The organism is Luteimonas sp. A534, assembly GCF_054072805.1.
This window is the reverse complement of sequence record NZ_JBSVRR010000004.1, coordinates 110483-133410: the sequence shown is the minus strand read 5'-3', so window position 1 is coordinate 133410 and position 22928 is coordinate 110483. Positions and strand designations below refer to the sequence as shown.

The following is a 22928-nucleotide window of genomic DNA, read 5'->3' as shown; positions in this document are numbered from 1 at the left end:
GGATAGCGCCGTCGCCGTGGCGCCGCGCCGGCGTGTCGGGTGCATGCCACGGCGGGCAAGGCCACAATCGGGGCACGCACGGGAGAACGGGAATGGTCCAGGCCACGCACGATGTCTTCAACCAGCCGCCGCCATTCGGCGAACGCGACCTGTGGTCGGATGACTTCGCGCTGCGCGAAGCCCTGGCGCGCGAAGGCGGTGCGGCGTTCGAGCGCGAGGTCGCGGCGTATGGCGCACTGGCGGGGGGTGAACTGCTGGCCCTGTCCCATGACGCCCATCGCGACCGGCCGCGCCTGCGCAGTCACGACGCCGCCGGGCAGCGCATCGACCGCGTCGAGTTCCATCCCGCATACCACCGGGTGATGGAGCTTGCCATCGCGCACGGGGTGGCCGGGCTGTCTTGGGCGCGGCCGGAGCCCGGTGCACACGTCGCGCGCGCGGCCCTGGCCTACCTGCACTACCAGGCCGAGCCGGGCACGAGCTGCCCGCTGACCATGACGCACGCCGCGATGCCGGTGCTGCGGCAGTCGCCGGCGCTGCACGAATGGGCGGACAAGGTCGCGGCCTGCCGCTACGACGCGCGTGATGTCGCCATCGACGTGAAGTCCGGCGTGACGCTGGGCATGGCCATGACCGAGAAGCAGGGTGGCAGCGATGTACGCGCCAACGCCACCACGGCCGCGCCCTGCGGCGACGGCGACGATGCCTACGTGCTGTCCGGCCACAAGTGGTTCATGTCGGCACCGATGTCCGACGGCTTCCTGGTGCTGGCGCAGGCACCCGCCGGCCTGACCTGCCTGCTGATGCCGCGCCGCCTGCCCGGCGGCGACCGCAACGGCTTCATCCTGATGCGGCTGAAAGACAAGCTTGGCGACTGGTCCAACGCGTCCAGCGAGGTCGAGTTCCAGGACGCGATGGCCTGGCGGGTGGGTGAAGAGGGCCGAGGCGTCGCCACCATCCTGCAGATGGTGATGCTCACCCGCCTGGACTGCATGCTCGGCTCGGCGGGGCTGATGCGGATGGCGCTGGCGCAGGCGCTGCATCACTGCCGCCATCGCAGCGCGTTCGGCAAACGGCTCGCCGACCAGCCGCTGATGCGCAACGTCCTGGCCGATATCGCGATCGAAGCCGAAGGGGCGCTGGCGCTGTCGATGCGCGTGGCACGGGCAGTGGATGCCGCCGCACGCGATCCGCGCGAGGCCGCATTCGCCCGCATCGCCACCGCCATCGGCAAGTACTGGATCTGCCGACGTGCCCCGACGGTGGTCAACGAGGCGCAGGAGTGCCTGGGCGGCGCGGGCTATATCGAAGAGTCGCTGCTTCCGAGGCTGTACCGGCAGGCCCCGCTGAACTCGATCTGGGAAGGCAGCGGCAACATCCAGTGCCTCGACGTGCTGCGAGCGCTGTCGCGGGAGCCGGACACCGCGGCTGTGCTGCGTGCGGAGATCGAAGCGGCGCGCGGGTTGCATCCTGCGCTGGACACGTTCGCCGCGTCACTGGGTGGCATGTTTTCAGCTGCCGATGAAGCGGGGTCGAGACGGCTTGTCGAAAGCCTGGCGCTTGCGCTGCAGGCTTCGGTGCTGCTGCGCGCGGTCAGCCCGGTCGCAGAGGCGTTCTGCCGCACCCGGTTAGGCGGTGAGCACGGGCTTGCACTGGGCACGCTGCCGGTGGATCTGGACCACCTTTCCATCATGGCGAGGGCGTTTCCGGATTAAGGATGCTTGCTACGGATTTGCCCGAAGCCTGGGAGAGGGCCACGAAGATGAAGACATTGATTGCGGCATGCCCATTGTTCCTGCTTGTCGCTGCATGTGTACCGCAGGGCGGTAACCCGCCTGACCAGGTCGCCACTCCGGGCGATGCCCAGCTTCTGAGCGTTGGGCAAATCACTGAAGCTGAGAAACGGGCGGCCACGGGCGACATCGAGGCGGTACGGGATCTTGTCGCGCACTATGTGTTGGGAGAGCCCGACCGGGGGAAGGCCATGCACTGGCAACGGGTCGCGGTCGGTATGGGTGATCAGGTGATGATGCTGAACCTTGCGACGTACCTGTCTCTGACGGGCGCCGAAGAAGATTGCCGGGAAGCGGATTCCCTTGTTGAACGGGTCAGCATCCGGAATCCGTCCAATGAGCTTGGTGACGCGGCGCGTCGGAGATTGCAGACGCTCAGGCATGGCTTTGAAGGAGCTGGGACCTGCACTCGATGGTTTCAGTAATTCAACAGTTCCAGCGGCATGCTGTTTCAGGCGCCTCGGGCGACGGCCGCTGGCACCGCATCCAGGAACTGCAACCGCGCCAGCTCGGCGTACAGGCCGCCCTGTGCCAGTAGCTCGGCATGCGTGCCCTCGGCCACGATCTGGCCCTGGTCCATGACGACGATGCGGTCCGCGCGCAGCACGGTGGCCAAACGGTGCGCGACGACGATCGTCGTGCGGCCTTCCATCAGGCGTTCGAGCGCGTGCTGCACGGCGCGTTCGCTCTGCGCATCGAGTGCCGAGGTGGCTTCGTCAAGCAGCAGCACCGGCGCATCGCGCAGCAGGGCACGGGCGATGGCGACGCGCTGCTGCTGGCCGCCTGACAGGCGGGCGCCGCGTTCACCAAGTTCCGAGGCATAGCCCTCGGGCAGCGCGGTGAGGAATTCGTGTGCCTCCGCCGCGCGTGCGGCCGCCTCGACTTCGGCATCGCTCGCGTCGAGTCGGCCGTAGCGGATGTTGTCGGCGGCGCTGGCGGCGAAGATGGTCGGGCGCTGCGCCACCAGCGCCATCTCGCCGCGCAGCGCGACGGGATCGAGTTCGCGCAGGTCGATGCCATCCAGCGCCACGCTGCCCGACTGCGGGTCGTGGAAGCGCTGCAGCAGAGAGAAGACCGTGCTCTTGCCTGCGCCGGACGGCCCGACCAGTGCCACCGTCTCGCCCGGTGCCACTTCAAGGCTGAAGCCTTCCAGGGCCGCGGTGTCCGGGCGCGTGGGGTAGTGGAAGACGACGTCGCGCAGGGCGACGGCACCGCGCACGGGCTGCGACAGCGCGCGCGGCGTGGCCGGTGCGACGACCTGCGGCTGTTCGTCCAGCAGCTCCCCGATCCGGCCCATGCCGCCGGCGGCCTTCTGCAGTTCGTTCCACACCTCCGCCAGCGCACCGACCGAGCCGGCGCCGAACATCGCGTACAGCACGAACTGTCCCAGCGTGCCGGCGCTCATGCGGCCGTCGGCGACGTCGTGCGCGCCCAGCCACAGCACCAGGGTGATGGCGCCGAAGATCACCGAGATCGCCACGGCCGTGACCAGCGCCTGCACGCCGATGCGCTTGCGCGCCACCGTCACCGCGGTCGCCACGGCGGTGGCGAAGCGGCCGCGCTCATGGCCCTCGCGGGCGTGCGACTGCACGGTGTCGATCGCGCCCAGGGTTTCGGTGGCCAGCGCGTTGGCATCGGCCACGCGGTCCTGGCTCTGGCGCGAAATGCGCTGCAGGCGGCGGCCGCCAAGGACCAGCGGCAGCACCGCCAGCGGGATGCCGACCAGGGTCCAGGCCGCCAGCCGCGGACTGGTCACCATCAGCATGGCGACGCTGCCCAGCACCATCACCACGCTGCGCAGCGCCACCGACATGCTGGTGGCGACCACGCCGCGCAGGAGTTCGGTGTCCGCGGTCAGGCGCGAGACCAGCTCGCCGGTGCGGCTGCGTTCGAAGAAGGACTGGTCCAGGCCCACCAGGTGGCCGAACAGCTGCGTGCGCAGGTCGGCCACCACGCGTTCGCCCAGCAGCGATACGAAGAAGAAGCGCGCCGCGGTGGCGATGGCCAGCGCGAACGTCACCAGGAACAGCAGCACGAAGGCGGCGTCGATGCCGGCGCCGCTGGCGAAGCCGTCGTCGATCATCCGCCGCACCGCCAGCGGCAGGCTCAGGGTCGCGGTGCTCGAGGCCAGCAGCGCCAGCAGCCAGGCTGCCAGCAGGCCGCGGTGCCGGGCCAGGAAGGGCCACAGCGGGCGCAGCGTCGACAGCGGGACCTTTGATTTCCCGGCGCGATCGCCGTCGCGCGTATCGGGAGTCGGGGGCGGGGTGGAGGTGTGAGCGAACTGGGCCATCCGGGCATTGTCGCCCATGCCCTCTGCCTATGGTTCCCCGACGCGCGCGCGGTCGCGCGTGGCGTCGCGCAGATGGCTGGCCAGCGCCGGCAGCTGGCTGGCCGGAAGGCGCAGGCGGAAGTGGACGCCATCGGCGGCGAAGTCCTCGCCCAGCTTCTCGGCGCAGAACACGGGCAACGCGGCATGCACGGCGGCGAGGTCGGCGAAGGGGCACTCCACGTCGACCTCGGCCATCTCGACCACTTCGCGCCGCTCGGCGGTGCGCAGGCACTCGGCCGCGGTACCGCCATAGGCGCGCACCAGGCCACCGGCGCCGAGCTTGATGCCGCCGTACCAGCGCGTCACCACCACCACGACGCCGTCCAGGCCCTGGCCGTCGATGGCGGCCAGGATAGGGCGCCCGGCGGTTCCGGCGGGCTCGCCGTCGTCGCTGGAGCGGTAGGCGCTGCCCATGCGCCAGGCCCAGCAGTTGTGGGTGGCGTCGGGCACGGACACGGAAGCGATGAAGGCCGCGGCGGCCCCGGTGTCGTCCACCGGGGCTGCATGGGCCAGGAAACGGCTGTGCTTCACCACCAGTTCGTGCGTGGCGGGCGCGGCAAGCGTGGTGCTCATTCTTCGCCGAGCAGCGTGCGCAGGTCGTCCGGCACGGCCGCTCCGGGATGGCGACGCCGGAACTCGGCGAAGCTCTCGCGCGCTTCCCCGTAGCGTTCGGAGACCACCAGTTCGCGGATGCGCGCCAGCCAGGCCTCGCGCACGGCAGGCGAGTCCACCGACGCCGGCGGGGTGTCGTCGAGGGGCTGGTCGAGCCAGTCCTCGTCGTGCATCGCCTCGCCGTCGATCGCTTGCGCGCCGCCCAGGATGTCCGGTGCGCGGGTGCGCATGGCGGCGTCCTGGGCGGGGGCAGGCCTTGGCGGCGGCAGGGCCTGCAGGGCCCGTGACGCTGCTGGAGCCGGCGGCGCCGGCGGGGCAGGCGGCGGCGCCGGCATGGCCATCGGCACGGGTGCCGATGCTGCGGCTTCTCGCGGTGCGGGCCGGGCGGACTTCGCGGCAGGCCTGGGCAGCTCTTGGCCGGCCGAGTCGGTAGCTGCCTCGCGCGCCGCCGCTGGTTCGCGAGACGGCGCATCGAACAGCGCCGGCGGCGCAGGAGCGTCGCTTACGGATGGCGGGGTGATCGCTTCCGGGGCCTGCGACGCCGCGGCCGCAGCCTCCGTCTCCACAGGGGGCGCCGGCTGGCGCGGGGCCTGGGCCGCTTCGGCTGGCGCGTGAAGCCGCCGAGCACTGGCAGGCGCCCCGGAAACATCATCGGCGAGCGCTGGCATCTTCGCTGCAGCGGGTGCCTCCTCTGGCAGCCGGACCACTTCGAGCTGCGGCCGCAGCTGCCAGGCCACGCCGATCGCGAGCACCAGCGTTGCAGCCAATGCGCCGCCGCGCAGCCAGATCGGGCTCCGCCGCCGGCGACGGTGCCCGGCGCGTGTGGAAGTGGATGACGGCGTGGCGGCCGCCGGGGTGCCTTCCCCTGCACGGGCGCTGCCGCCCGCGCGATCCGCGGCAGTCCTGCGAGCGGCAGCGAAGATCGCCGCGTCCAGGCCGGGAGACGGCCCTGACGGTGGCGTGGCCGCTGCCAGGGCGTCAGCCAGCGCGCGCTCCGCCGGCTGCAGCGGGTCGGGGCGGGTCTGGCGGGTCACGGTGCGACCTCCCCGGCCGACAGGACATCGCGGTCGGCGAGCGCCGCGCGCAGCTTGTCCATGGCATAGCGCAGCCGCGACTTCACGGTTTCGCGGCCCACGCCGGTGATGTCACCGATCTCCTCCAGGGTCAGTTCCTGCTCCAGGCGCAGCAGCACCACTTCGCGCTGTTCGTCGGGCAGGGTGTCGAGTGCCTGCTGAAGGTCGCGACCGCGCTGGAAGGCATCCATGCGCAGCTCGGGCGTGTCCGGATCCTCGATCCGGAGGCTGCGCTCGTCGGCATCGGCGGGCGCCGGCGGACGGTGCTGCCGTGCGCGCCAGTGGTCGGCGATGCGATTGCGGGCGATCCGGTACAGCCAGGTGATGAAGGCGGCGTCCGGGCGCCAGTCGCGGCCGGCAGCCACCACGCGCTGCCAGGTGTCCTGGAACACCTCATCAGCCAGCCCCGGATCGCGGAGCTGGCGCAGGAGGAAGCGGTGCAGGCGCTCGCGGTGGCGCCCGTACAGGGCCTCGAACGCGGCGACATCCCCCTCGCTCCAGGCCAGCATCAGCGCGTCGTCGCTGGTTCCGGCGTCTTCGCGGCTTGGCAGGGCGTCCATGGATGCGAGGTTAAGCGCTGCGGCCAGGCGCGGGAAGCCCGTGCGTGAGGCCGCCGCGACGGGCATGATGTCGGCCGGGGTCGCATGGGGAGGCCGCGCCCGCTTGCCGCGCGCGGCTGCAACTGCCGTTGTCCCCATGGGACGGACTTGGGCAAAGGGACGCGGCACGTGCAGGCAATGCTGGACATCCCGGTTTTGGCGCCGCCGCGCGAGGTCGACCTCGCGGGGCTGGCGGGCATGCTGGCGCAATCGCTTCCGACCGGCTCGGACGTGGTGGTGTGCTGGGACGACGAGCGCCTGGGCAGCGGCCGCTCCGAGGTCGAAGGCGTGGCCCCCGCCCTGCGCGCGCGCGCGGAGGAACTCATGTCCGGCAAGCGCAGCCGCGCCGACGCCGGTGGCGCGCTGATCGACGAATCCTGGATCGAGGGCGAGGCGCGCGTCGCGCTCGCCGCGCGCCTTCCCGAACCGCTTACGCCCGGCTCGCGCGAAGCCTGGCGCGCGCTGGCGCGCAGGCTGGTGTCGGCCACCCTCGCTTCGGCGCAGGCGGAAGCCCGGATTGATTCGCTGCGCAAGTCGGAGCGGCTGCAGCAGGCGCTGTACGAGATCGCCGACCTCGCGGGCTCGGGCCTCGAGATGGAGGAGATGCTCAAGCGCATCCACGGTGTGGTCGGCGGCCTGATGTCGGCCGAGAACTTCTACATCGTGCTGTACGACGACATGCGCGGCACCGTGCGCTTCCTGTACTTCGCCGATCGGCTTGACCCCTGGATCGCGCAGCCGGACAACGAGGCCCCGGTAGGGACGATGCCCAACAGCCTGACCGTGGCGCTGCTGCGGCATGGCCAGCCCCTGCGCGGCCCGTCGGAGCTGATCCGCGAACAGCTGCACGTCGAGCGTGATCCGGCGCACGGCCCCGACGCCGCGGACTGGCTGGGCGTGCCGATGCGCCGCGAGGGCCGGGTCAGCGGCGCGATCGTGGTGCAAAGCTACGACCAGCCCGACTGCTACACCGACGAGGACCGCGCGCTGCTCGAGTTCGTGGCCCAGCACATCCTCACCGCGCTCGACCGCAAGCATGCCCAGGCGGAGCTCGAGCGCCGCGTGGACGCGCGCACGCGCGAGCTGCAGCAGGCCAACGAGGTGCTGCAAGCGGAAATCATCGAACGCCAGCGCGCCGAGCGCCTGCAGCGCGCGCTGTTCAGGATCAGCGAGCTGTCTTTCACCGCGGGCAGCGTCGAAGGCTTCTATGGCGACCTGCACGCGGTGGTCGGCGAGCTGCTGTACGCGCGCAACTTCTACATCGCCATGGTGTCCGGCGACGGTAGCCACATCGAGTTCCCGTATTCGGTGGACGAGCGCGACATCATTCGCAAGACCAGGCGGATGATCCGTGGGCTGAGCGAGTACGTGATCAACAGCGGACGCGCGCTGCTGGCCGACCGCGTGGTCATCGCCCGCCTGGAGGCCGCGGGCGACCTCCAGCACCACGGCACGCTCGCGCACTGCTGGCTCGGCGTGCCGCTGCTGCGCGACGGCATGGCCGTGGGCGTGATCGCGGTGCAGAGCTATTCGCCGCACATCGGCTTCACCGTGCAGGACCAGAAGCTGCTGACCTTCGTCGCGCACCACATCGGCGGCGCGCTCGCGCGCAAGCGGTCGCAGGACCACCTGAAGGCCGCGCATGCCGAACTCGAGGACCGGGTCGACGCGCGCACGCGCGAGCTGGAAGAGGCCAACCGCGAGCTGCGCGCGCAGGTCTCCGAGCGCATGCGCGCCGAGCAGCGCCTGATCGACCAGGCGCGGCACGACCACCTCACCGGCCTGCCCAACCGCATCCACCTGCTCGATCGCCTGGATGCGGCGATCGCAGAGACCCGTGCCCGGGAGCGCGGGCCGTTCGCGGTGCTGTTCCTCGACCTCGACCGCTTCAAGCTGGTCAACGACAGCGTCGGCCATGCCGCCGGCGACGAGATGCTGGTCGAGTCCGGGCGCCGGATCGCACGGATGCTGCGCGAGGGCGACGTGGTCGCGCGCCTGGGAGGCGACGAGTTCGCGGTGCTGCTGGGCGATGCCGGCGACGAGGCGACGGCGCAGGCGGTGTCGGCGCGCATCCTCGCCGAGCTGGGCAAGCCGATGTGGATCGCGGGCCGCGAACTGTTTCCCTCCGCGTCGGTGGGCATCGCCATGTGGCAGCCGCGCTACCACCACGGCGAGGACCTGCTGCGCGATGCCGACGCCGCCATGTACCGCGCCAAGGCCAGCGGCCGCGACCGCAGCGAACTGTTCGACGAGGAGATGCGCGCCGAAGCCACGCGGTTGCTCGACCTCGAGGCCGATCTGCGGCGCGCGATCCTCGCCGACGACTTCGAGCCCTGGTTCCAGCCGATCGTCGACCTCGCCAGCGGCAAGGTGGTCGGCCACGAGGCGCTGCTGCGATGGAACCACGAAGTGCGCGGTCCGCTGCCGCCGGGCGAGTTCATCGGCGTGGGCGAGGACAGCGGGCTGATCGAACAGGTCGACTGGCTGGTGTACCGGCGCGCCTTCGACTGGATGGCCCGCCACCGCGAGGGCTACGTATCGATCAACGTGTCGCCGCGGCACTTCCGCTCCGACAATTTCGTCGAACGCCTGCTGCAGATGCTGGGCGACGCCGGCGCCGAACCCGCGCGGCTGCGCATCGAGATCACCGAAGTCGCCCTGCTCGACGATGCGCCGCGTACGCTGCGGATGCTCAAGACCCTGCGCTCGCGCGGCATCTACGCCCTGCTGGACGATTTCGGTACCGGCTTCTCGGCGCTGTCCTACCTGCACCGGTTCCCGATCCATGCGCTGAAGATCGACCAGAGCTTCGTCGCGGGCCTGGACGACGAACTCCACACCGAGAGCCTGGCCCTGGTGCGCGCGATCCTGGCGCTGGCCGGCACGCTGGGCATCGACAGTATCGGCGAAGGCGTGGAGACCGAAGCGCAGGCCACGATCCTGCGGCAGCTGGGCTGCACCATGGGCCAGGGCTTCCTGTTCGGGCAGCCGATGCCCGCGCCCGCCGCCGAGAGCCGCGGCGCGGCCTGAGCGGGGGCGGGGCAGGGCCATCGCGTCAGTCGCCGCTGCGGGCGGCATCGCCGCGGGTGGCCGCGCGCCCGGCTTCGACCAGTTCGGCGAACTCCCCGCGCAGGCCCCAGCGATCGTCGCCCCGGCTGGCGCGCGCACCGGCCGCGATCGCGTCCCAATCCCATTGGCCGAGGTTGTGGCCGCCGCGCAGGGCATCGGCGAACCCGGCGACCGTCGCGGCGAAGCGCAGGGCCGGGCCGGCTTCGGCGCGGATCGCACTGCGCGCAAGCGGCACCTCGATCAGCCGGCTGCTGTCGCTGTCGGGCTGCTTGTAGCGCAGGCGCAGGTGTGCCAGTTCGCCGCCGTGTGCTGCGGCGGGCGCGCCGCCGCCATAGCGCAGCGCGGACAGGCGCTCGCCCCCGGAGCCGACGAGTGCGATCTCGTACAGCGCCGTGACCTCGTGGCCGGCGCCGATGTCACCGGCATCGACGCGGTCGTTGGTGAAGTCTTCTTCGCGCAGCATGCGGTTGGCATAGCCGACCAGGCGGTACTCGGCGACCAGGGCCGGATTGAACTCGACCTGGATCTTCACGTCGCGGGCGATGGTCAGCAGGGTCGACGACATCTCTTCGACCAGCACCTTGCGCGCCTCCAGCAGGGTGTCGATGTAGGCGTGGTTGCCGTCGCCGGCGTCGGCCAGGCGCTCGGCCATGGCGTCGTTGTAGTTGCCGGTGCCGAAGCCGAGCGTGGTGAGTGCGATGCCCGAGCCGCGCTGGTCGGCGACCAGGGCCTCGAGCGTGTCGCGGTTGACGGTGCCGACGTTGAAGTCGCCGTCGGTGGCCAGGATCACGCGGTTGGCGCCGCCTTCGACATAGCCCTGCCGCGCCATCGCGTACGCCAGCTCGATGCCCGCGCCGCCGTTGGTGCTGCCGCCTGCCTGCAGGCGCTCGAGCGCGGCCAGGATCTCGCCCTTGCGGTCACCTGCGGTCGGCGGCAGCACCAGGCCCGCCGAACCCGCGTAGGCCACGATCGACACCTTGTCCCGTGCGCGCAGCTGGTCGGTGAGCGCGGCGAAGGCCTTGCGCAGCAGCGGCAGCTTGTCGGCCGTGTGCATCGAGCCCGACGTGTCGACCAGGAACACCAGGTTGGCCGGCGGCAGCTCGGCCTTCGGCACGTCATAGCCCTTGATGCCGACCATCAGCAGGTGGCGGCCGGGATCCCAGGGCGACGGCGCGATCTCGGTGGTCACGTGGAACGGCACTTCGCGCGACGTCGGCGCCGGGTGGTCGTAGCGGAAGTAGTTGATGAACTCCTCGGCGCGCACGGCGTCGGGCGGCGGGCGCACGCCCATGCGCAGCATGCGGCGGACGTTGCTGTAGCTGCCGGTGTCGACGTCGACGGAGAAGGTTGACACGGGGTGTTCGGAGGCACGGCGCACGGGGTTGTCGTCGATGGCCGCGTATTCCTCCCGGTTCGCGGGATCGCTGGGCGGCCAGGGGTGCGGTGGCCTGATGACCCCGGACGGAGCCTTGGAAGTGGCCATGAGCCGCTGGCGTCCGCCGGTGACCTCGACGCGATCCAGCATCGCCTCATGTTGCTGCGCGAGTGCGACCGGTGGGGCTGGCGGGGCCGGCGGGGCGGGCGTGGTCGGCGTGGAGCCGGATGCACCGGCCGTCTTGTCGGCGCTGGACTGCGGCGTCTGGCAAGCGGCAAGCAGCAGGCTGGCCGCGAGGGCGGCGGTGAATGCATGGCGCGTCATGGCATGGCTCCGTGGTTGGACGGATGCGACAACGCGCCGGGAGGCGACATGGGGTTCCGGCGCCGGTGGCGCTGCCCCGGGCTTCGGCCGATTGTGCTCAGCCCGGGTCGCGGATCACCAGCAGGCGTGGTTCGGTCATGTCCTCGATCGCGCTGCGCACGCCTTCGCGGCCCAGCCCTGAATCCCGCACGCCACCATAGGGCATGTTGTCGACGCGGAAGCTCGGCACATCGCCCACCACCACGCCGCCGACCTCGAGCCGGTCCCACGCGCGCATCGCATGCGCCAGGCTGGCGGTGAACACGCCCGCCTGAAGGCCGAAGTCGCTGTCGTTGGCGCGCTCAAGAGCGTCGTCGAAGTCGTCGAAGGCTTCCAGGCAGGCGACCGGGCCGAACACCTCCTTGCGATAGAGGTCGGCATCGCGCGCCACGTTCTCCAGCAGCGCCGCGGGCAGCATGCTGCCCGCGCGCGCGCCGCCGGCGAGCAGCTTCGCGCCGCCCTTGCGCGCGTCGCGGATCCACTGCTCGATGCGCTCGGCGGCCGCCTCATCGATCACCGGGCCCACGAAGGTGCTTTCGTCGCGCGGGTCGCCCATGCGCAGCTTCGCCACCGCGGCCTTGAGCTTGCGCCGCAAGGCGGGGTAGACGTCGGCGTGGGCGATGATGCGCTGAACGCTGATGCAGCTCTGCCCGGACTGGTAGTAGGCGCCGGACACCAGGCGCGCGACGACGTGGTCCAGGTCGGCGCCGGGATCGGCGTCGACGATGCAGGCGGCGTTGCCGCCGAGTTCCAGCGTCACCTTCTTCTTGCCGGCGCGCGCCTTGAGCTCCCAGCCAACCAGCCCGCCGGTGAAGCTGAGCAGCGCGATGCGCTCGTCCTCGACCAGCAGCGAGGCATCCTCGTTGCTGCAGGGCAGGACCGAGAACGCGCCCTTGGGCAGGTCGGTTTCGGCCAGCACTTCGGCGATGATCAGCGCGCCGACCGGGGTCTTGACCGCGGGCTTGAGCACGAAGGGACAGCCGGCCGCGATCGCCGGAGCGACCTTGTGCGCGACCAGGTTGAGCGGGAAGTTGAAGGGGGTGATGAAGCTGCAGGCGCCGATCGGCACGCGCTTGACCATGCCGCGGTAGCCGCGGCTGCGCTCCGAGACCTGCAGCTCCAGCACCTCGCCCTCGATGCGCGTGGCTTCGCCGGCGGCGATGCGGAAGGTGTCGATGAGGCGCGCGACTTCGCCGCGCGAGTCGCTGATCGGCTTGCCGGCCTCGATGCACAGCGCCAGTGCCAGTTCCTCCGCGCGCTCGCCGAAGCGCCGCACGCAGTGCTCGAGCACGTCGCGGCGCGCGTCGGGCGGGAACGCGGCCATCGCTGCCCGCGCCCTGTGCGCCGCGACCAGCGCCTTGCGCACGGTGGCGGTGTCGGCAAACGCGACCCGGGTGGCGACCTTGCCGCTGTACTTGTCCAGCACCTCGAGGTCGGTGTTGGCCGCGACCGCGCGGTTCGCGAGGTAGTAGGGGTAGCTGTGGGCAAGGCCGTCCCGCTTCGCCTTCTTCTGCTTCGCCATCTCGTGTTCTCCTCACGCACGCCGGGTGCTCACTCCACCGCCGCGCTCAGGCGCGGGATCTCTTCGTTCAAGAGCCAGTCGTCGTCGCCGTAATCCACCGGCACGTCGATCAGGTCGATGCCCGGTCTCGCCAGCGCCTCGCGCAGCAGCGGCAGCAGTTCGCCGGCCGACGCCGGCCGGTGGCCGCGCGCGCCGTAGCTCTCCGCATACTTCACGAAATCCGGATTGCCGAGGTCCATGCCGTAGTTCGGGAAGTCCTCGTGGGCCTGCTTCCACTTGATCATCCCGTAGGCGTCGTCGCGCAGCACCAGCACCACCAGGTCCAGCTTCAGGCGCACCGCGGTCTCGAGCTCCTGCGAGTTCATCATGAAGCCGCCGTCGCCGCAGACCGCGACCACCTTGCGATCGGGATGGACGATGCGCGCGGCGATGGCGGAGGGCAGGCCTGCGCCCATGGTCGCCAGTGCATTGTCCAGCAGCAGCGTGTTCGGCCGCCGGCAGCGCTGGTTGCGCGCGAACCAGAGCTTGTACAGGCCGTTGTCGAGGCAGGTGATGTCGTCCGGACCCAGCGCCTGCGCCAGGTCGGCGATGATGCGCTGGCTGGCCATCGGGAAGCGGTCGTCCGTACTGCGCTGCCGCAGCTGCTCGCAGAGCGCCGTGCGCACCCGGTCGAAGAAGGCGAAGTCCCAGTGCACCTGCGGCTCGACGGCCTGGCCCAGGCGCCACACCGCATCGGCGATATCGCCCACCACTTCGACCTGCGGAAAGTACACGGCGTCGACCTCGGCGCCGTCGTAGTTGACGTGGATCACCGTGCGCCGGCCCTCGCGCATGAAGAACGGCGGCTTCTCGATGACGTCGTGGCCGATGTTGACGATGCAGTCGGCGGCGTCGATCGCGCGGTGCACGTAGTCGTGGTCGGACAGCGCGGCGGTGCCGATCCACAGCGGGTCGGTCTCGTCGAGCACGCCCTTGCCCATCTGGGTGCTGAAGAAGGGGATGCCGAGCCGGTCGACGAAGCCGCGCAGCGCGCGCGCGGTGGTCTTGCGGTTGGCGCCGGCGCCGATCATCAACAGCGGGTGGCGGGCGTCGCGGATCGCCTCCGCGGCGCGCGCGATCGCCTTGTGCTCGGCGACCGGCCTGCGCGAATACGACCTGGCGATCGGCACCGCATCCGTCGGGTCGCCGGCGACGTCCTGCGGCAGTTCCAGATGGGTGGCGCCCGGGCGCTCCTCTTCGGCGCGGCGGAAGGCTTCGCGCACGCGCGCGGGGATGCTGTCGGCCGAGACCAGTTGGCGCGTGTACTTGGTCAGCGGACGCAGGGTGCCGACCGTGTCGATGATCTGGAAGTGGCCCTGGCGGCTGCTGCGGATCGGCTTCTGGCCGGTGATCATCAGCATCGGCATGGCGCCGAGCTGGGCGTAGGCGGCCGCGGTGACCAGGTTGGTCGCGCCCGGGCCCAGCGTGCTCAGGCAGACGCCGGCGCGGCCGGTGAGGCGGCCGCAGGTCGCCGCCATGAAGCCGGCGGCCTGTTCGTGGCGGGTGAGAATCAGGTGGATGCCCGAGGTGCGCAGCGATTCGAGCAGGTCCAGGTTTTCTTCGCCCGGGATGCCGAAGACGTATTCGACGCCCTCGGCCTGGAGTGCGGCGACCAGCAGGTCGGACGCTTTGGCCATGTGGATCTGCCTCCATGTGGCTGCCGTCGGTGCAGGCAGTATGGAGGTCGCGACGTTAGCGTCAGGCGAGCGTGCGCCGCGGCGCCGGACGGCTCAGTCGTTCCCGCCCTCGACGCGTACCTGCAGCTCGCCGTCGCCGACGCGGGCGGTAAGGCGGTCGCCTGGCGCCGCATCGCCGGTGCTGCGCACCACGCGGCCATCGTCGTGCCGCAGGATGGCGTAGCCGCGCGCCACCGTGGCCAGCGGACTCACCGCTTGCAGCGAACGCGCAAGGCCGCGCAGGCGCAGGGTATCGGCCTGCAGCCGTCGCGCGACGGCGGCCTGCGGACGCGGCCCGAGCGCAGCCAGCCGATCGCGCAGGATCGCCAGTCGCCGCTCCGGGCGGGTCGCGCGAAGCACCGCGTCTGCATGGCGCAGGCGGGCACGCAGCGCGGCATCGCGCACCTGCCAGGCCGAGTGCAGCCGCCGGAGCGCCTGCTGCTGGCGCTCGCCCAGTGCACGCAGCCGCATCTGCGGCGCCAGCGCCTGCAGCCGCAGCGAGGCCCGGTCGGCGCGCTGCATCCGGTCGCGCATGCGCTGCAGGTGCAGCGCGGCGAGGCGCTGGTGCAGGCCGCGCATCCGGGTACCCACGTCGACCGCGTTGGGCACCACCAGCTCCGCCGCCACCGAAGGCGTGGGCGCGCGAACGTCGGCCGCGAAGTCGGCGAGGGTGAAGTCGGTCTCGTGTCCGATCGCCGAGACCACGGGTACGTCCGACGCCGCGATGGCGCGCGCCAGCGCCTCGTCGTTGAACGCCCACAGGTCTTCCAGCGAACCCCCGCCGCGCGCCAGCACCAGCACGTCGTAGCGACCGCTGGCCGCCGCGCGTTCGAGCATGCCGCGGATCTGCACCGCCGCGGTGTCGCCCTGCACCGGCACCGGCAGCACCTCGGCCTCGACCAGCGGAAAGCGTCGCGCCAGCACGCTCAGCACGTCGCGCACGGCGGCGCCCGAGGGCGAGGTGATGATGCCCACGCGCCGCGCATAGGCCGGCAGCGGGCGCTTGCGCGCAGCGTCGAACAGTCCTTCGGCCTCCAGCTTCGCCTTGAGCTCTTCGAAGGCGCGGCGCAGCGCGCCTTCGCCGGCTTCTTCCAGCGAATCGAGGATCAGCTGGTAGTCGCCGCGGGCCTCGTACAGCGTGAGCCGGCCGCGCGCGAGCACGCGAAGCCCTTCGCGTGGCTGGAAGCGCAGCCCCTGGCTCCTCTGCCGGAACAGCGCGCAGCGGACCTGTGCGCGGGCGTCCTTGAGGGTGAAGTACAGGTGCCCGGACGCAGGCCGCGACAGGTTGCCGAGTTCGCCTTCGACGACGACCACCGGGAATGCGTCCTCCAGCAGGCTGCGCGCCAGGGCGTTGAGCTGGCTCGGGCTGAGGACGTTTTCGTTCTGGGGGGCGGGCATGCAGTCAGGATACCGGGGTCGCGGAGTGGCGGGTCGCTGTGTGGCGGGTCGGTGGGTACTCCGTGGGCGTCGCAGCGGAGCTGCTCTTGATGCCCACTCCGCACCCACCGCCCCGCCATGGCGACATTTTCGCGGCCGGTGGGAGAGCGGGGTTGCCGCGGTTTTTGTGTGGGAGCGGCTATTGCCGCGAATCCACCGGTGCCCGCGCGGCTCACGGTTTGGCAAGCCTGCAGGTCAGACGGGATCGCGAGCACTTGCTTTTGCCCTCCCCCCAGCCAGCCGGATCGATGGCAGCGGAGGGTGGGTGGGTACGCAGCCGGCATAAAGACCACCACGTGGTCAGCCGGCGGAGTACCTACCCAGCCTCCGCCCTCGCCAAGTGACGGAGTTGGACTCCGACCCAACCTTTCAGTCAGCGCCCTGCGCCGTCTGCCAGCTGATTTCCAGGGTTTCGCCTCGGGCCATGCGTTCAAGGTGCGAGGCGACCACCTCCTGGATCCGGGCGAGTTGCGCCTCGTCGGGAGCCTCCACCCGTGCCTCCAGGGCCGCGGGTCCGGCGGCCAGGTGGGCGACGGTGTCCGCATCGAAGACCACCCGGGCCTGGCTGTCGTCGAAGCTGACCTCGAGCTTGTGCGCCCAGTGCGTGCACAGGCGCTTGATCAGGCGGCTGGCGTCGGCGGTGGCGATGGTGGCGGTGGAAACGGGCATGGCGGGGCCTGTCGTGGGATCGTAGATGAACTGGGGGACAGTGCCCCCGGTAACAACCGTCGCGGCGCGGACTAAAATGGAACGATGAACGCCATCACCGACACCCGCCACATGGACGCCGCCCACACGCTTGAAGAATGGGCGTTCGGCCCGGCGCCGCGGCGCGCGACCCGCCAGGTGATGGTGGGGAAGATCGCCGTCGGCGGTGAGGCGCCGGTGGTGGTGCAGTCGATGACCAACACCGACACCGCCGATATCGACGGCACCGTGAAGCAGGTCGCCGCGCTGTGGCGCGCGGGATCGGAGCTGGTGCGGGTCACGGTCAACAACCCGGAGTCCGCGGCAGCGGTGCCGCGCATCGTCGAGAAGCTGGCGATGATGGGGCTGGAGGTGCCGATCATCGGTGACTTCCACTACAACGGGCACCAACTGCTTGCCGGCGAGCCGGCCTGTGCGGAAGCGCTGGCGAAGTACCGCATCAATCCCGGCAACGTCGGCTTCGGTCGGAAGAAGGACCTGCAGTTCGCGCAGCTCATCGAGTTCGCGATGAAGCACGGCAAGCCGGTGCGCATCGGTGCCAACTGGGGGTCGCTCGACCAGGCCCTGGCGACGGCACTGATGGACGAGAACGCGGCGCGCGCCGAGCCGCGCGATGCCGGCCGCGTGCTGCGCGAAGCGCTGATCCGTTCGGCCCTGGAGTCCGCGGAGCGCGCGGTCGAGCTGGGCCTCGGGCGCGACAGGATCATCCTGTCGGCCAAGGTCAGCGGCGTGCAGGAGCTGATCGCGGTGTACCGCGACCTCGCCCTGCGCAGCGACTTCGCCCTGCACCTCGGCCTGACCGAGGCCGGCATCGGCAGCAAGGGCATCGTCGCTTCCAGCGCGGCGCTGGCGGTGCTGATGCAGGAAGGCATCGGCGACACCATCCGCATCTCGCTCACGCCCGAGCCCGGCGCGCCGCGTACGCAGGAAGTGGTGGTGGCCCAGGAGCTGCTGCAGACCATGGGCCTGCGCGCGTTCACGCCGATGGTCACCGCCTGCCCGGGCTGTGGCCGCACCACGTCCGAGTTCTTCCAGGAGCTGGCCAAGGTGGTGCAGGAGCACGTGCGCGCGAAGATGCCGGAGTGGAAGATCACGCGGCCGGGCGCCGAGCATATGACGCTGGCGGTGATGGGCTGCATCGTCAACGGCCCGGGCGAGTCGCGCCATGCCGACATCGGCATCTCGCTGCCGGGCACGGGCGAGGCACCGGCGGCGCCGGTGTTCATCGATGGCCAGAAGGCCGTGACCCTGCGCGGTGACAACATCGCCGCCGAATTCGTCGGCCTCATCGACACCTACGTCGACCAGCGGTATGGCCGGGCCGCGCACGCCGGCTGAGGCCGTCGGGAACCTGATGTCGGAAGCCCGCTTCGGCGCCGGCTTCCTGCAGCGCCACGGTTGGCGCCTGGTACTGGTGTTCGCCGGCCTGCTGCTGCCGCTCTGGGGATTCGCCGAACTGGCCGACGAGGTGCTGGAGGGCGAACCGTTCGCCTTCGACGAGCCGATCCTGCTGTTCGCGCACGGACTGGCGCGCGAAGGGTTCGATCGCGTGTTCCTGCTGGCTTCGAAGCTGGGCTACGAGTGGGGCGTGGTCCCCGTGGACATCCTGCTGGTGCTGGGCCTGGCCTTGGCCGGGCGGCGTCGTCACGGCCTGTTCGCGGGCGTCTCCCTGGCGGGCTCCGGCCTGCTGAATGTCGCCGCCAAGCAGGCCTTCGCGCGCGACCGCCCCACGCTGTGGGAATCGATCGCGCCCGAGCACAACTTCAGCTTTCCCAGTGGCCACGCCATGGGCTCGATGACGCTGGCGATGGTGCTGGTGCTGCTGTGCTGGCAGACGCGTTGGCGCTGGCCGGTGCTGGCCGCGATGTTGGTCTTCGTGCCACTGGTCGGGTTCTCGCGGGTCTATCTGGGCGTGCACTACCCGTCGGATATCCTCGCGGGATGGGCCGCGGCGATGGCATGGACGGCTGCGGCGTGGGTGCTGGTCTGCCACCGCTGGCGACGCCCCCCGCGGGAGTAGCCGGCATGCCGCGGCGGCGTGCCGGCCCGCTGGCCGCTACTCGCCCACCGGCTCCGGATAGACGTCGCTGATCCAGCCGATTTCCACGCCCTGCGGCAGCGAGCAGTTGAGGTTCGGGAATTCGAAGCCGTCCGGGAACTCGGGGGCGCTCCAGTTCAGGACAGCCTCGCCCCTTGGGGCGATCGTGGCCGATTTCGGGAAGTACGTGGGCGTGAGCCGGTTCAGCAGGCCGTTGACGAGCGTGCAGTTCACGGTTGCCGCCGCAGCGCCGCGGTTGACGAAGATAGCGGCCACCGAGGTGCGCTCGTAATTGAACATGTTGTTGGCTTCCAGCGAGCACCCGACGAATGCACCCGTCGTGCCTTCGTTCGCGATGGCAAGCGGCCGCTTGCGCAGCGCGCCTTCGAAGCTTGGCAGGGAGCCTTGGCAGACATTGACGGCTGCGCGGATCTGGAAGCGCGTGATGTCGGCGGCGAGTGCGTCGCCGGTGCTGGCGAGGAGCAGAGCGGCGGAGAACAGGGTGGTGACGGAAGCAAGCTGCATGAATCCGATTCCTTGTGGCTGACGGGTCAGGAACGTAAACGTGCAAGCCCTGCCGCGCAGGACATTCACGCCCGCGGCGAACTCAGGCGCTCACGCGCGTCCGGTTGCGGCCCTCGGCCTTGGCGCGGTACAGCGCAGCGTCGGCCGCGGCCATCAGGCTGGCGCGCGTGGCGCGTGCCGCCGACACCGTGGCGATGCCGATGCTCACCGTGACCTGCCGCGGGTCGCCGCCCGGGGAAAACCGGGTCGCGGCCACGGCCAGGCGCAGGCGCTCGGCGAATGCCTCCGCGGCCGCGGTATCGCTTTCGCACAGGAGCACTGCGAACTCCTCGCCGCCGATGCGCCCGGCGATATCGCCGTCGCGCACATGGGCACGCACCACCGCGGCCAGCCGGCGCAGCACCTCGTCGCCCTCGATATGGCCGTAGTGGTCGTTCACCGGCTTGAACAGGTCGACGTCGATGATGCACAGCGCCAGCAGGCGGCCATGGCGCACCGATCGCGCGATTTCCTTGTCGGCCAGCTCGCAGAAGTGGCGGCGGTTGAACAGCTCGCTGAGGGCATCGTGCGTGGCGAGCTGGTAGATCTCTTCGTGGTAGCGGGCTTCGACGCTGGTCTGGCTGATGAACTTGAGGATGCTCTCGCCGACGGTGACGTGGTCGCCGTCGACCAGCCCGCACTCGTCGATGCGCTGGTCGTTGACCTGCACCGGGTTGGTCGCACCGAGGTCGCGGATGCGATATGCGTCGCCTTCGCGCCACACCCGGCAGTGCTCCCGGGACACGCTCTTGTGGCTGATGGAGAGGTCGGCGTCGTGGGAGCGACCGATGAGCACCGGCGCATCCTCCACGTCGACGCGCCGGCCCAGGCCTTCGCCATGGATGACCACCAGGCACGCCGTGCGCGGCGCAGGCCGCGTGGGCCCTGCGCTGATCATGGTGCGTTGCGTGGTCTCGTCCGCCATCGATGGCGTCCCCTCTCGTGAGCGCGCAAGTGTAGCCGCCCGCACGCAGGCGGGCACCCGCGGTAGCATGGGCAGAAGGGGGAAAACAGCATGATCCAGGGCGTTGACGAGGATCCGGACCGCACCGAACTGCTGGCCACGCGCGCCTCCGGCGCCGTCGTGGCCGACGCCGCGGCCTTGCCGCCGGGCGCCCGCATCGGGCGATACCGGGTGGTGGAGCTGCTCGGTCGCGGCGGCATGGGCGAGGTGTACCGCGCGGAGCAGCTGGAGCCGGTGCGCCGCACGGTGGCGCTCAAGCTGATGCGCGGCCGGCGGCTCGAGGCGCGGCACCTGGCGTATTTCGAGGTCGAGCGGCAGATGTTGGCGCAGATGCGCCACCCCGCGATCGCGCAGGTCTTCGACGCCGACACCACGCCCGACGGCCAGCCCTATTTCGCGATGGAGTTCATCGCCGGAAGTGCGCTCACCGATTACTGCGAAGCAAAGCAGCTGCCGCTCGCGGAGCGCTTGCGCCTGCTGGTCGGCATCTGCGAAGGCGTGCAGCACGCGCACCAGAAGGGCGTGGTGCATCGCGACCTGAAGCCGGCCAACCTGCTGGTGGACGAGGTCGACGGCCGGCCCATGCCGAAGATCATCGATTTCGGCATCGCCACCGCGGCCGCGGGCGCCGGGGTCGCGGGCCGGGAAGTCGCGGGCACGCCGGACTACATGAGCCCCGAGCAGGCGGCCGGCGACCAGGCACGCGTGGACACGCGCAGCGACGTCTACTCGCTGGGCGTGGTGCTGTTCGAACTCTTGACCGGCCAGCGCCCGACGCTTGCCGGCGAAACCGTGGCCGGCACCGCGCACACGCAGCGCCTGCCTTCGCATCAGCTCGCGACGCTACCTCCGGTCGAAGGCAAGCGCCTGGCGCGCGGGCAGGGCGTGAGCGTGCCGCGGATGCGCCGCCTGCTCCGCCATGAGCTGGACTGGGTGGTCGCGCGCGCGATGGCGCATGACCGCGGCGACCGCTACGCGTCGGCCTCGGCCCTGGCCGACGATCTCCGCCGCTTCCTCGATGGCCGTGCGCTGGCCGCGGTGCCGGCCTCGCGCCGCTACGTGGCCGGGAAATTCATCCGCAGGCATCGCGCGGGCATTGCGGCGGCCTCGGTGGCCGCGGTGGCGCTCGTCGCCGGCCTGGCGATGTCGGTGCACGGCCTGGTGCAGGCGCGTACGCAGCGCGCCATCGCCGAAGAGCGGAGCGCGCAGCTGGAAACCGTGGCCGCGTTCCAGCAGTCCATGCTCGAGGACGTCGACATCGAGGCCATGGGCGGTGCGCTGGCCGCCGGGCTGCGCGAGCAGCTGGAACGCGCCGGGCCCGATGCAGCCACGGCGCTGGACGCGGTGCTGTTCCATGCCGATACCACCGACATCGCGCGGGGCCTGGTTGACGGCAACATCCTGGCCCGCGCCGAGGACGCCATCGCGCGTGATTTCGCCGGACAGCCGCTGCTCGAAGCCGACCTGACCGAATCGGTCGCCGGGGTGCGCAAGGCCCTGGGCCTGGAGGCGGCGGCGGCGCGCAGCTACGCCCGGGCCGCGGCGATCCGCGCGCGTGAACTCGGTCCGGGCGCGCCGGCCACCCTGGCTGCCCGCCGCGAACAGGCGGAGTCGCTGCGGGCGTCAGGCGAGTTCGAGGCTGCGCGCACGGTCATCGACGACGCGCTGGCACTGGCGGCGATGCTGCCGGCCGGTGATCCGCTCCGGCTGAAAATCGAGCAGACCGATGCGGACGTCCTGGCTTCGATGGGCGATCGCCCAGGGGCCCGGAGTCGGCTGGAAGCGCTGCACGTTCGCGCAGTCGCCGCACTCGGGGCCGAGGCGCCCGAGTCCACCTCGATCCTGGGCGGACTCGCGGTGCTGCAGGCACGGATGGGCGACCCACAGTCCGGACTGGCATCGATGGAGCAGTTGCTGGCGATCCATGAGCGCGTGTCCGGACCCGAAGCGCCGCAGACGGCCAACGCCCTCCACAACATCGCCCCGATGCGCATGATGACCGGGGACCCCGAAGGCGCGATCGAACTGCAACGCCGGGTCGTCGAACTGCGCACGCGGCAGCTCGGCGCGGAACATGCCACGACCCTTGGCGCGCGAGAGAACCTGGTCGCGTTCCTCGCCGACGCGGGGGAGTTCGAGGCGTCGCTCAGGCTGGGCGAGGAGGTGATCGCGGCGCTGGAGCGCGCGCATGGTCCCGGCCATCGGGCCACGCTGCGCGCCAAGGTCAACCGGGCGACCGCACTCGCGCGCATCGGTGATCACGGGGGCGCGCTCGCCCTGCAGGCGGAGGTGCTGGACGCGCGGACGCGGCTGTATGGGGCAGGGCATCCGGACACGGTCTTCATCGCGATCAACCGGGCGGGCACGCTGCTGCAGTCGGGTCGACCGGAGGAATCGTTGGCGACCGTCGCACCCCTGGCGCCACTGGCGCGGGAAGTCCTGGGTGCCCGCCATCCCCAGGCGCAGGCGGCGCTGCAGATCCTGGGTGAAGCCCAGGCGGAGACCGGCAGCCACGCGGCGGCCGCGACGACGTTCGCGCAGCTGCTGGCCGACCGGCGCGAGTCGCTCGGTGGCGACCACCACGTGACGATCGGGACCGCGGCGCAGCTGGCCGACGCACTGGATGCCGTCGGGCGCGTCGACGAGGCCGCGGCGGTGCGCAGGGAACTGGTCGCGCCGCTCCTGGCCGCCGACCCCGAGGGACTGTCGCCGCCGCTGCGCAAGCTGGCCGAGGACTTGGCCGACCCCGGGCGCCGCGGCTGACTAC

The 22928-nt window shown here is 71.1% G+C and carries 17 protein-coding genes; 6 read left to right on the top strand and 11 right to left on the bottom strand.

Annotated elements, in window-relative coordinates:
* Positions 1-92: 92 nt before the first annotated feature.
* Positions 93-1715: an acyl-CoA dehydrogenase family protein gene (locus ACW5F0_RS10780; protein WP_456965915.1), complete on the top strand. Its 1623-nt coding sequence runs from the start codon at positions 93-95 to the stop codon at positions 1713-1715.
* 47 nt (positions 1716-1762) lie between these two features.
* On the top strand, positions 1763-2218 hold the full coding sequence (locus ACW5F0_RS10775; protein WP_456965916.1) for a hypothetical protein: 456 nt from the start codon (positions 1763-1765) through the stop codon (positions 2216-2218).
* 26 nt (positions 2219-2244) lie between these two features.
* Here ACW5F0_RS10775 and ACW5F0_RS10770 read toward each other — a convergent pair whose 3' ends face one another.
* Genes ACW5F0_RS10770 through ACW5F0_RS10755 form a run of 4 tightly spaced genes read right to left on the bottom strand, consistent with a single transcriptional unit; the run spans position 2245 to position 6367 of the window.
* Positions 2245-4083 (bottom strand): ABC transporter transmembrane domain-containing protein, encoded by a 1839-nt coding sequence (locus ACW5F0_RS10770; protein ID WP_456999727.1) that lies wholly within the window; start codon positions 4081-4083, stop codon positions 2245-2247.
* Positions 4084-4110: 27 nt separating this feature from the next.
* Entirely contained in the window at positions 4111-4695 is a 585-nt protein-coding gene (locus tag ACW5F0_RS10765) for an IMPACT family protein (RefSeq protein ID WP_456965918.1), read from the bottom strand.
* Positions 4692-5768: a hypothetical protein gene (locus ACW5F0_RS10760; RefSeq protein WP_456999726.1), complete on the bottom strand. Its 1077-nt coding sequence runs from the start codon at positions 5766-5768 to the stop codon at positions 4692-4694. The genes ACW5F0_RS10765 and ACW5F0_RS10760 overlap by 4 nt, the downstream gene beginning before the upstream one ends.
* Positions 5765-6367, bottom strand: a complete 603-nt coding sequence (locus ACW5F0_RS10755) for an RNA polymerase sigma factor (protein WP_456999725.1) — start codon at positions 6365-6367, stop codon at positions 5765-5767. The genes ACW5F0_RS10760 and ACW5F0_RS10755 overlap by 4 nt, the downstream gene beginning before the upstream one ends.
* A 177-nt stretch (positions 6368-6544) precedes the next feature.
* Between ACW5F0_RS10755 and ACW5F0_RS10750 the strand changes: the two genes are divergently transcribed.
* The gene (locus ACW5F0_RS10750) at positions 6545-9436 is read left to right on the top strand and encodes an EAL domain-containing protein (RefSeq protein ID WP_456965921.1); all 2892 of its coding nucleotides are present in this window, start codon (positions 6545-6547) and stop codon (positions 9434-9436) included.
* 25 nt (positions 9437-9461) lie between these two features.
* On the opposite strand, the gene ACW5F0_RS10745 is transcribed toward ACW5F0_RS10750, so the two are convergent.
* The 5 genes from ACW5F0_RS10745 to ACW5F0_RS10725 form a co-directional block, all read right to left on the bottom strand.
* A complete protein-coding gene (locus ACW5F0_RS10745) occupies positions 9462-11174 on the bottom strand; it encodes a vWA domain-containing protein (RefSeq protein WP_456999724.1) in 1713 nt (570 codons plus the stop codon).
* A gap of 97 nt (positions 11175-11271) precedes the next feature.
* Positions 11272-12735 carry an aldehyde dehydrogenase family protein gene (locus ACW5F0_RS10740; protein ID WP_456999723.1) on the bottom strand — a complete coding sequence of 488 codons (1464 nt, stop codon included), beginning with the start codon at positions 12733-12735 and terminating at the stop codon, positions 11272-11274.
* A gap of 29 nt (positions 12736-12764) precedes the next feature.
* The gene (locus ACW5F0_RS10735; RefSeq protein WP_456965924.1) at positions 12765-14411 is read right to left on the bottom strand and encodes an acetolactate synthase large subunit; all 1647 of its coding nucleotides are present in this window, start codon (positions 14409-14411) and stop codon (positions 12765-12767) included.
* A gap of 93 nt (positions 14412-14504) precedes the next feature.
* Positions 14505-15848, bottom strand: a complete 1344-nt coding sequence (gene xseA, locus ACW5F0_RS10730) for an exodeoxyribonuclease VII large subunit (protein ID WP_456999722.1) — start codon at positions 15846-15848, stop codon at positions 14505-14507.
* A gap of 408 nt (positions 15849-16256) precedes the next feature.
* A complete protein-coding gene (locus ACW5F0_RS10725) occupies positions 16257-16556 on the bottom strand; it encodes a DUF2218 domain-containing protein (RefSeq protein ID WP_456965926.1) in 300 nt (99 codons plus the stop codon).
* Between the two features lie 111 nt (positions 16557-16667).
* On the opposite strand from ACW5F0_RS10725, the gene ispG reads away from it, so the two are divergent.
* Together ispG and ACW5F0_RS10715 are read left to right on the top strand one after the other, a co-directional pair.
* Positions 16668-17933: a flavodoxin-dependent (E)-4-hydroxy-3-methylbut-2-enyl-diphosphate synthase gene (ispG, locus tag ACW5F0_RS10720; RefSeq protein ID WP_456999794.1), complete on the top strand. Its 1266-nt coding sequence runs from the start codon at positions 16668-16670 to the stop codon at positions 17931-17933.
* A gap of 16 nt (positions 17934-17949) precedes the next feature.
* Positions 17950-18615 (top strand): phosphatase PAP2 family protein, encoded by a 666-nt coding sequence (locus ACW5F0_RS10715; protein WP_456999721.1) that lies wholly within the window; start codon positions 17950-17952, stop codon positions 18613-18615.
* A 36-nt stretch (positions 18616-18651) separates the two neighbouring features.
* Here the strand turns inward: ACW5F0_RS10715 and ACW5F0_RS10710 are convergent, their stop codons facing one another.
* Complete coding sequence (locus ACW5F0_RS10710) at positions 18652-19227, bottom strand: hypothetical protein (protein ID WP_456965928.1); 576 nt, start codon at positions 19225-19227, stop codon at positions 18652-18654.
* A 13-nt stretch (positions 19228-19240) separates the two neighbouring features.
* Positions 19241-20122, bottom strand: coding sequence for a diguanylate cyclase (locus tag ACW5F0_RS10705; RefSeq protein ID WP_456999720.1), 882 nt, complete (start codon positions 20120-20122; stop codon positions 19241-19243).
* 90 nt (positions 20123-20212) lie between these two features.
* Between ACW5F0_RS10705 and ACW5F0_RS10700 the strand changes: the two genes are divergently transcribed.
* Positions 20213-22924 carry a protein kinase domain-containing protein gene (locus ACW5F0_RS10700; protein ID WP_456999719.1) on the top strand — a complete coding sequence of 904 codons (2712 nt, stop codon included), beginning with the start codon at positions 20213-20215 and terminating at the stop codon, positions 22922-22924.
* The last annotated feature ends 4 nt before the right edge of the window (positions 22925-22928 follow it).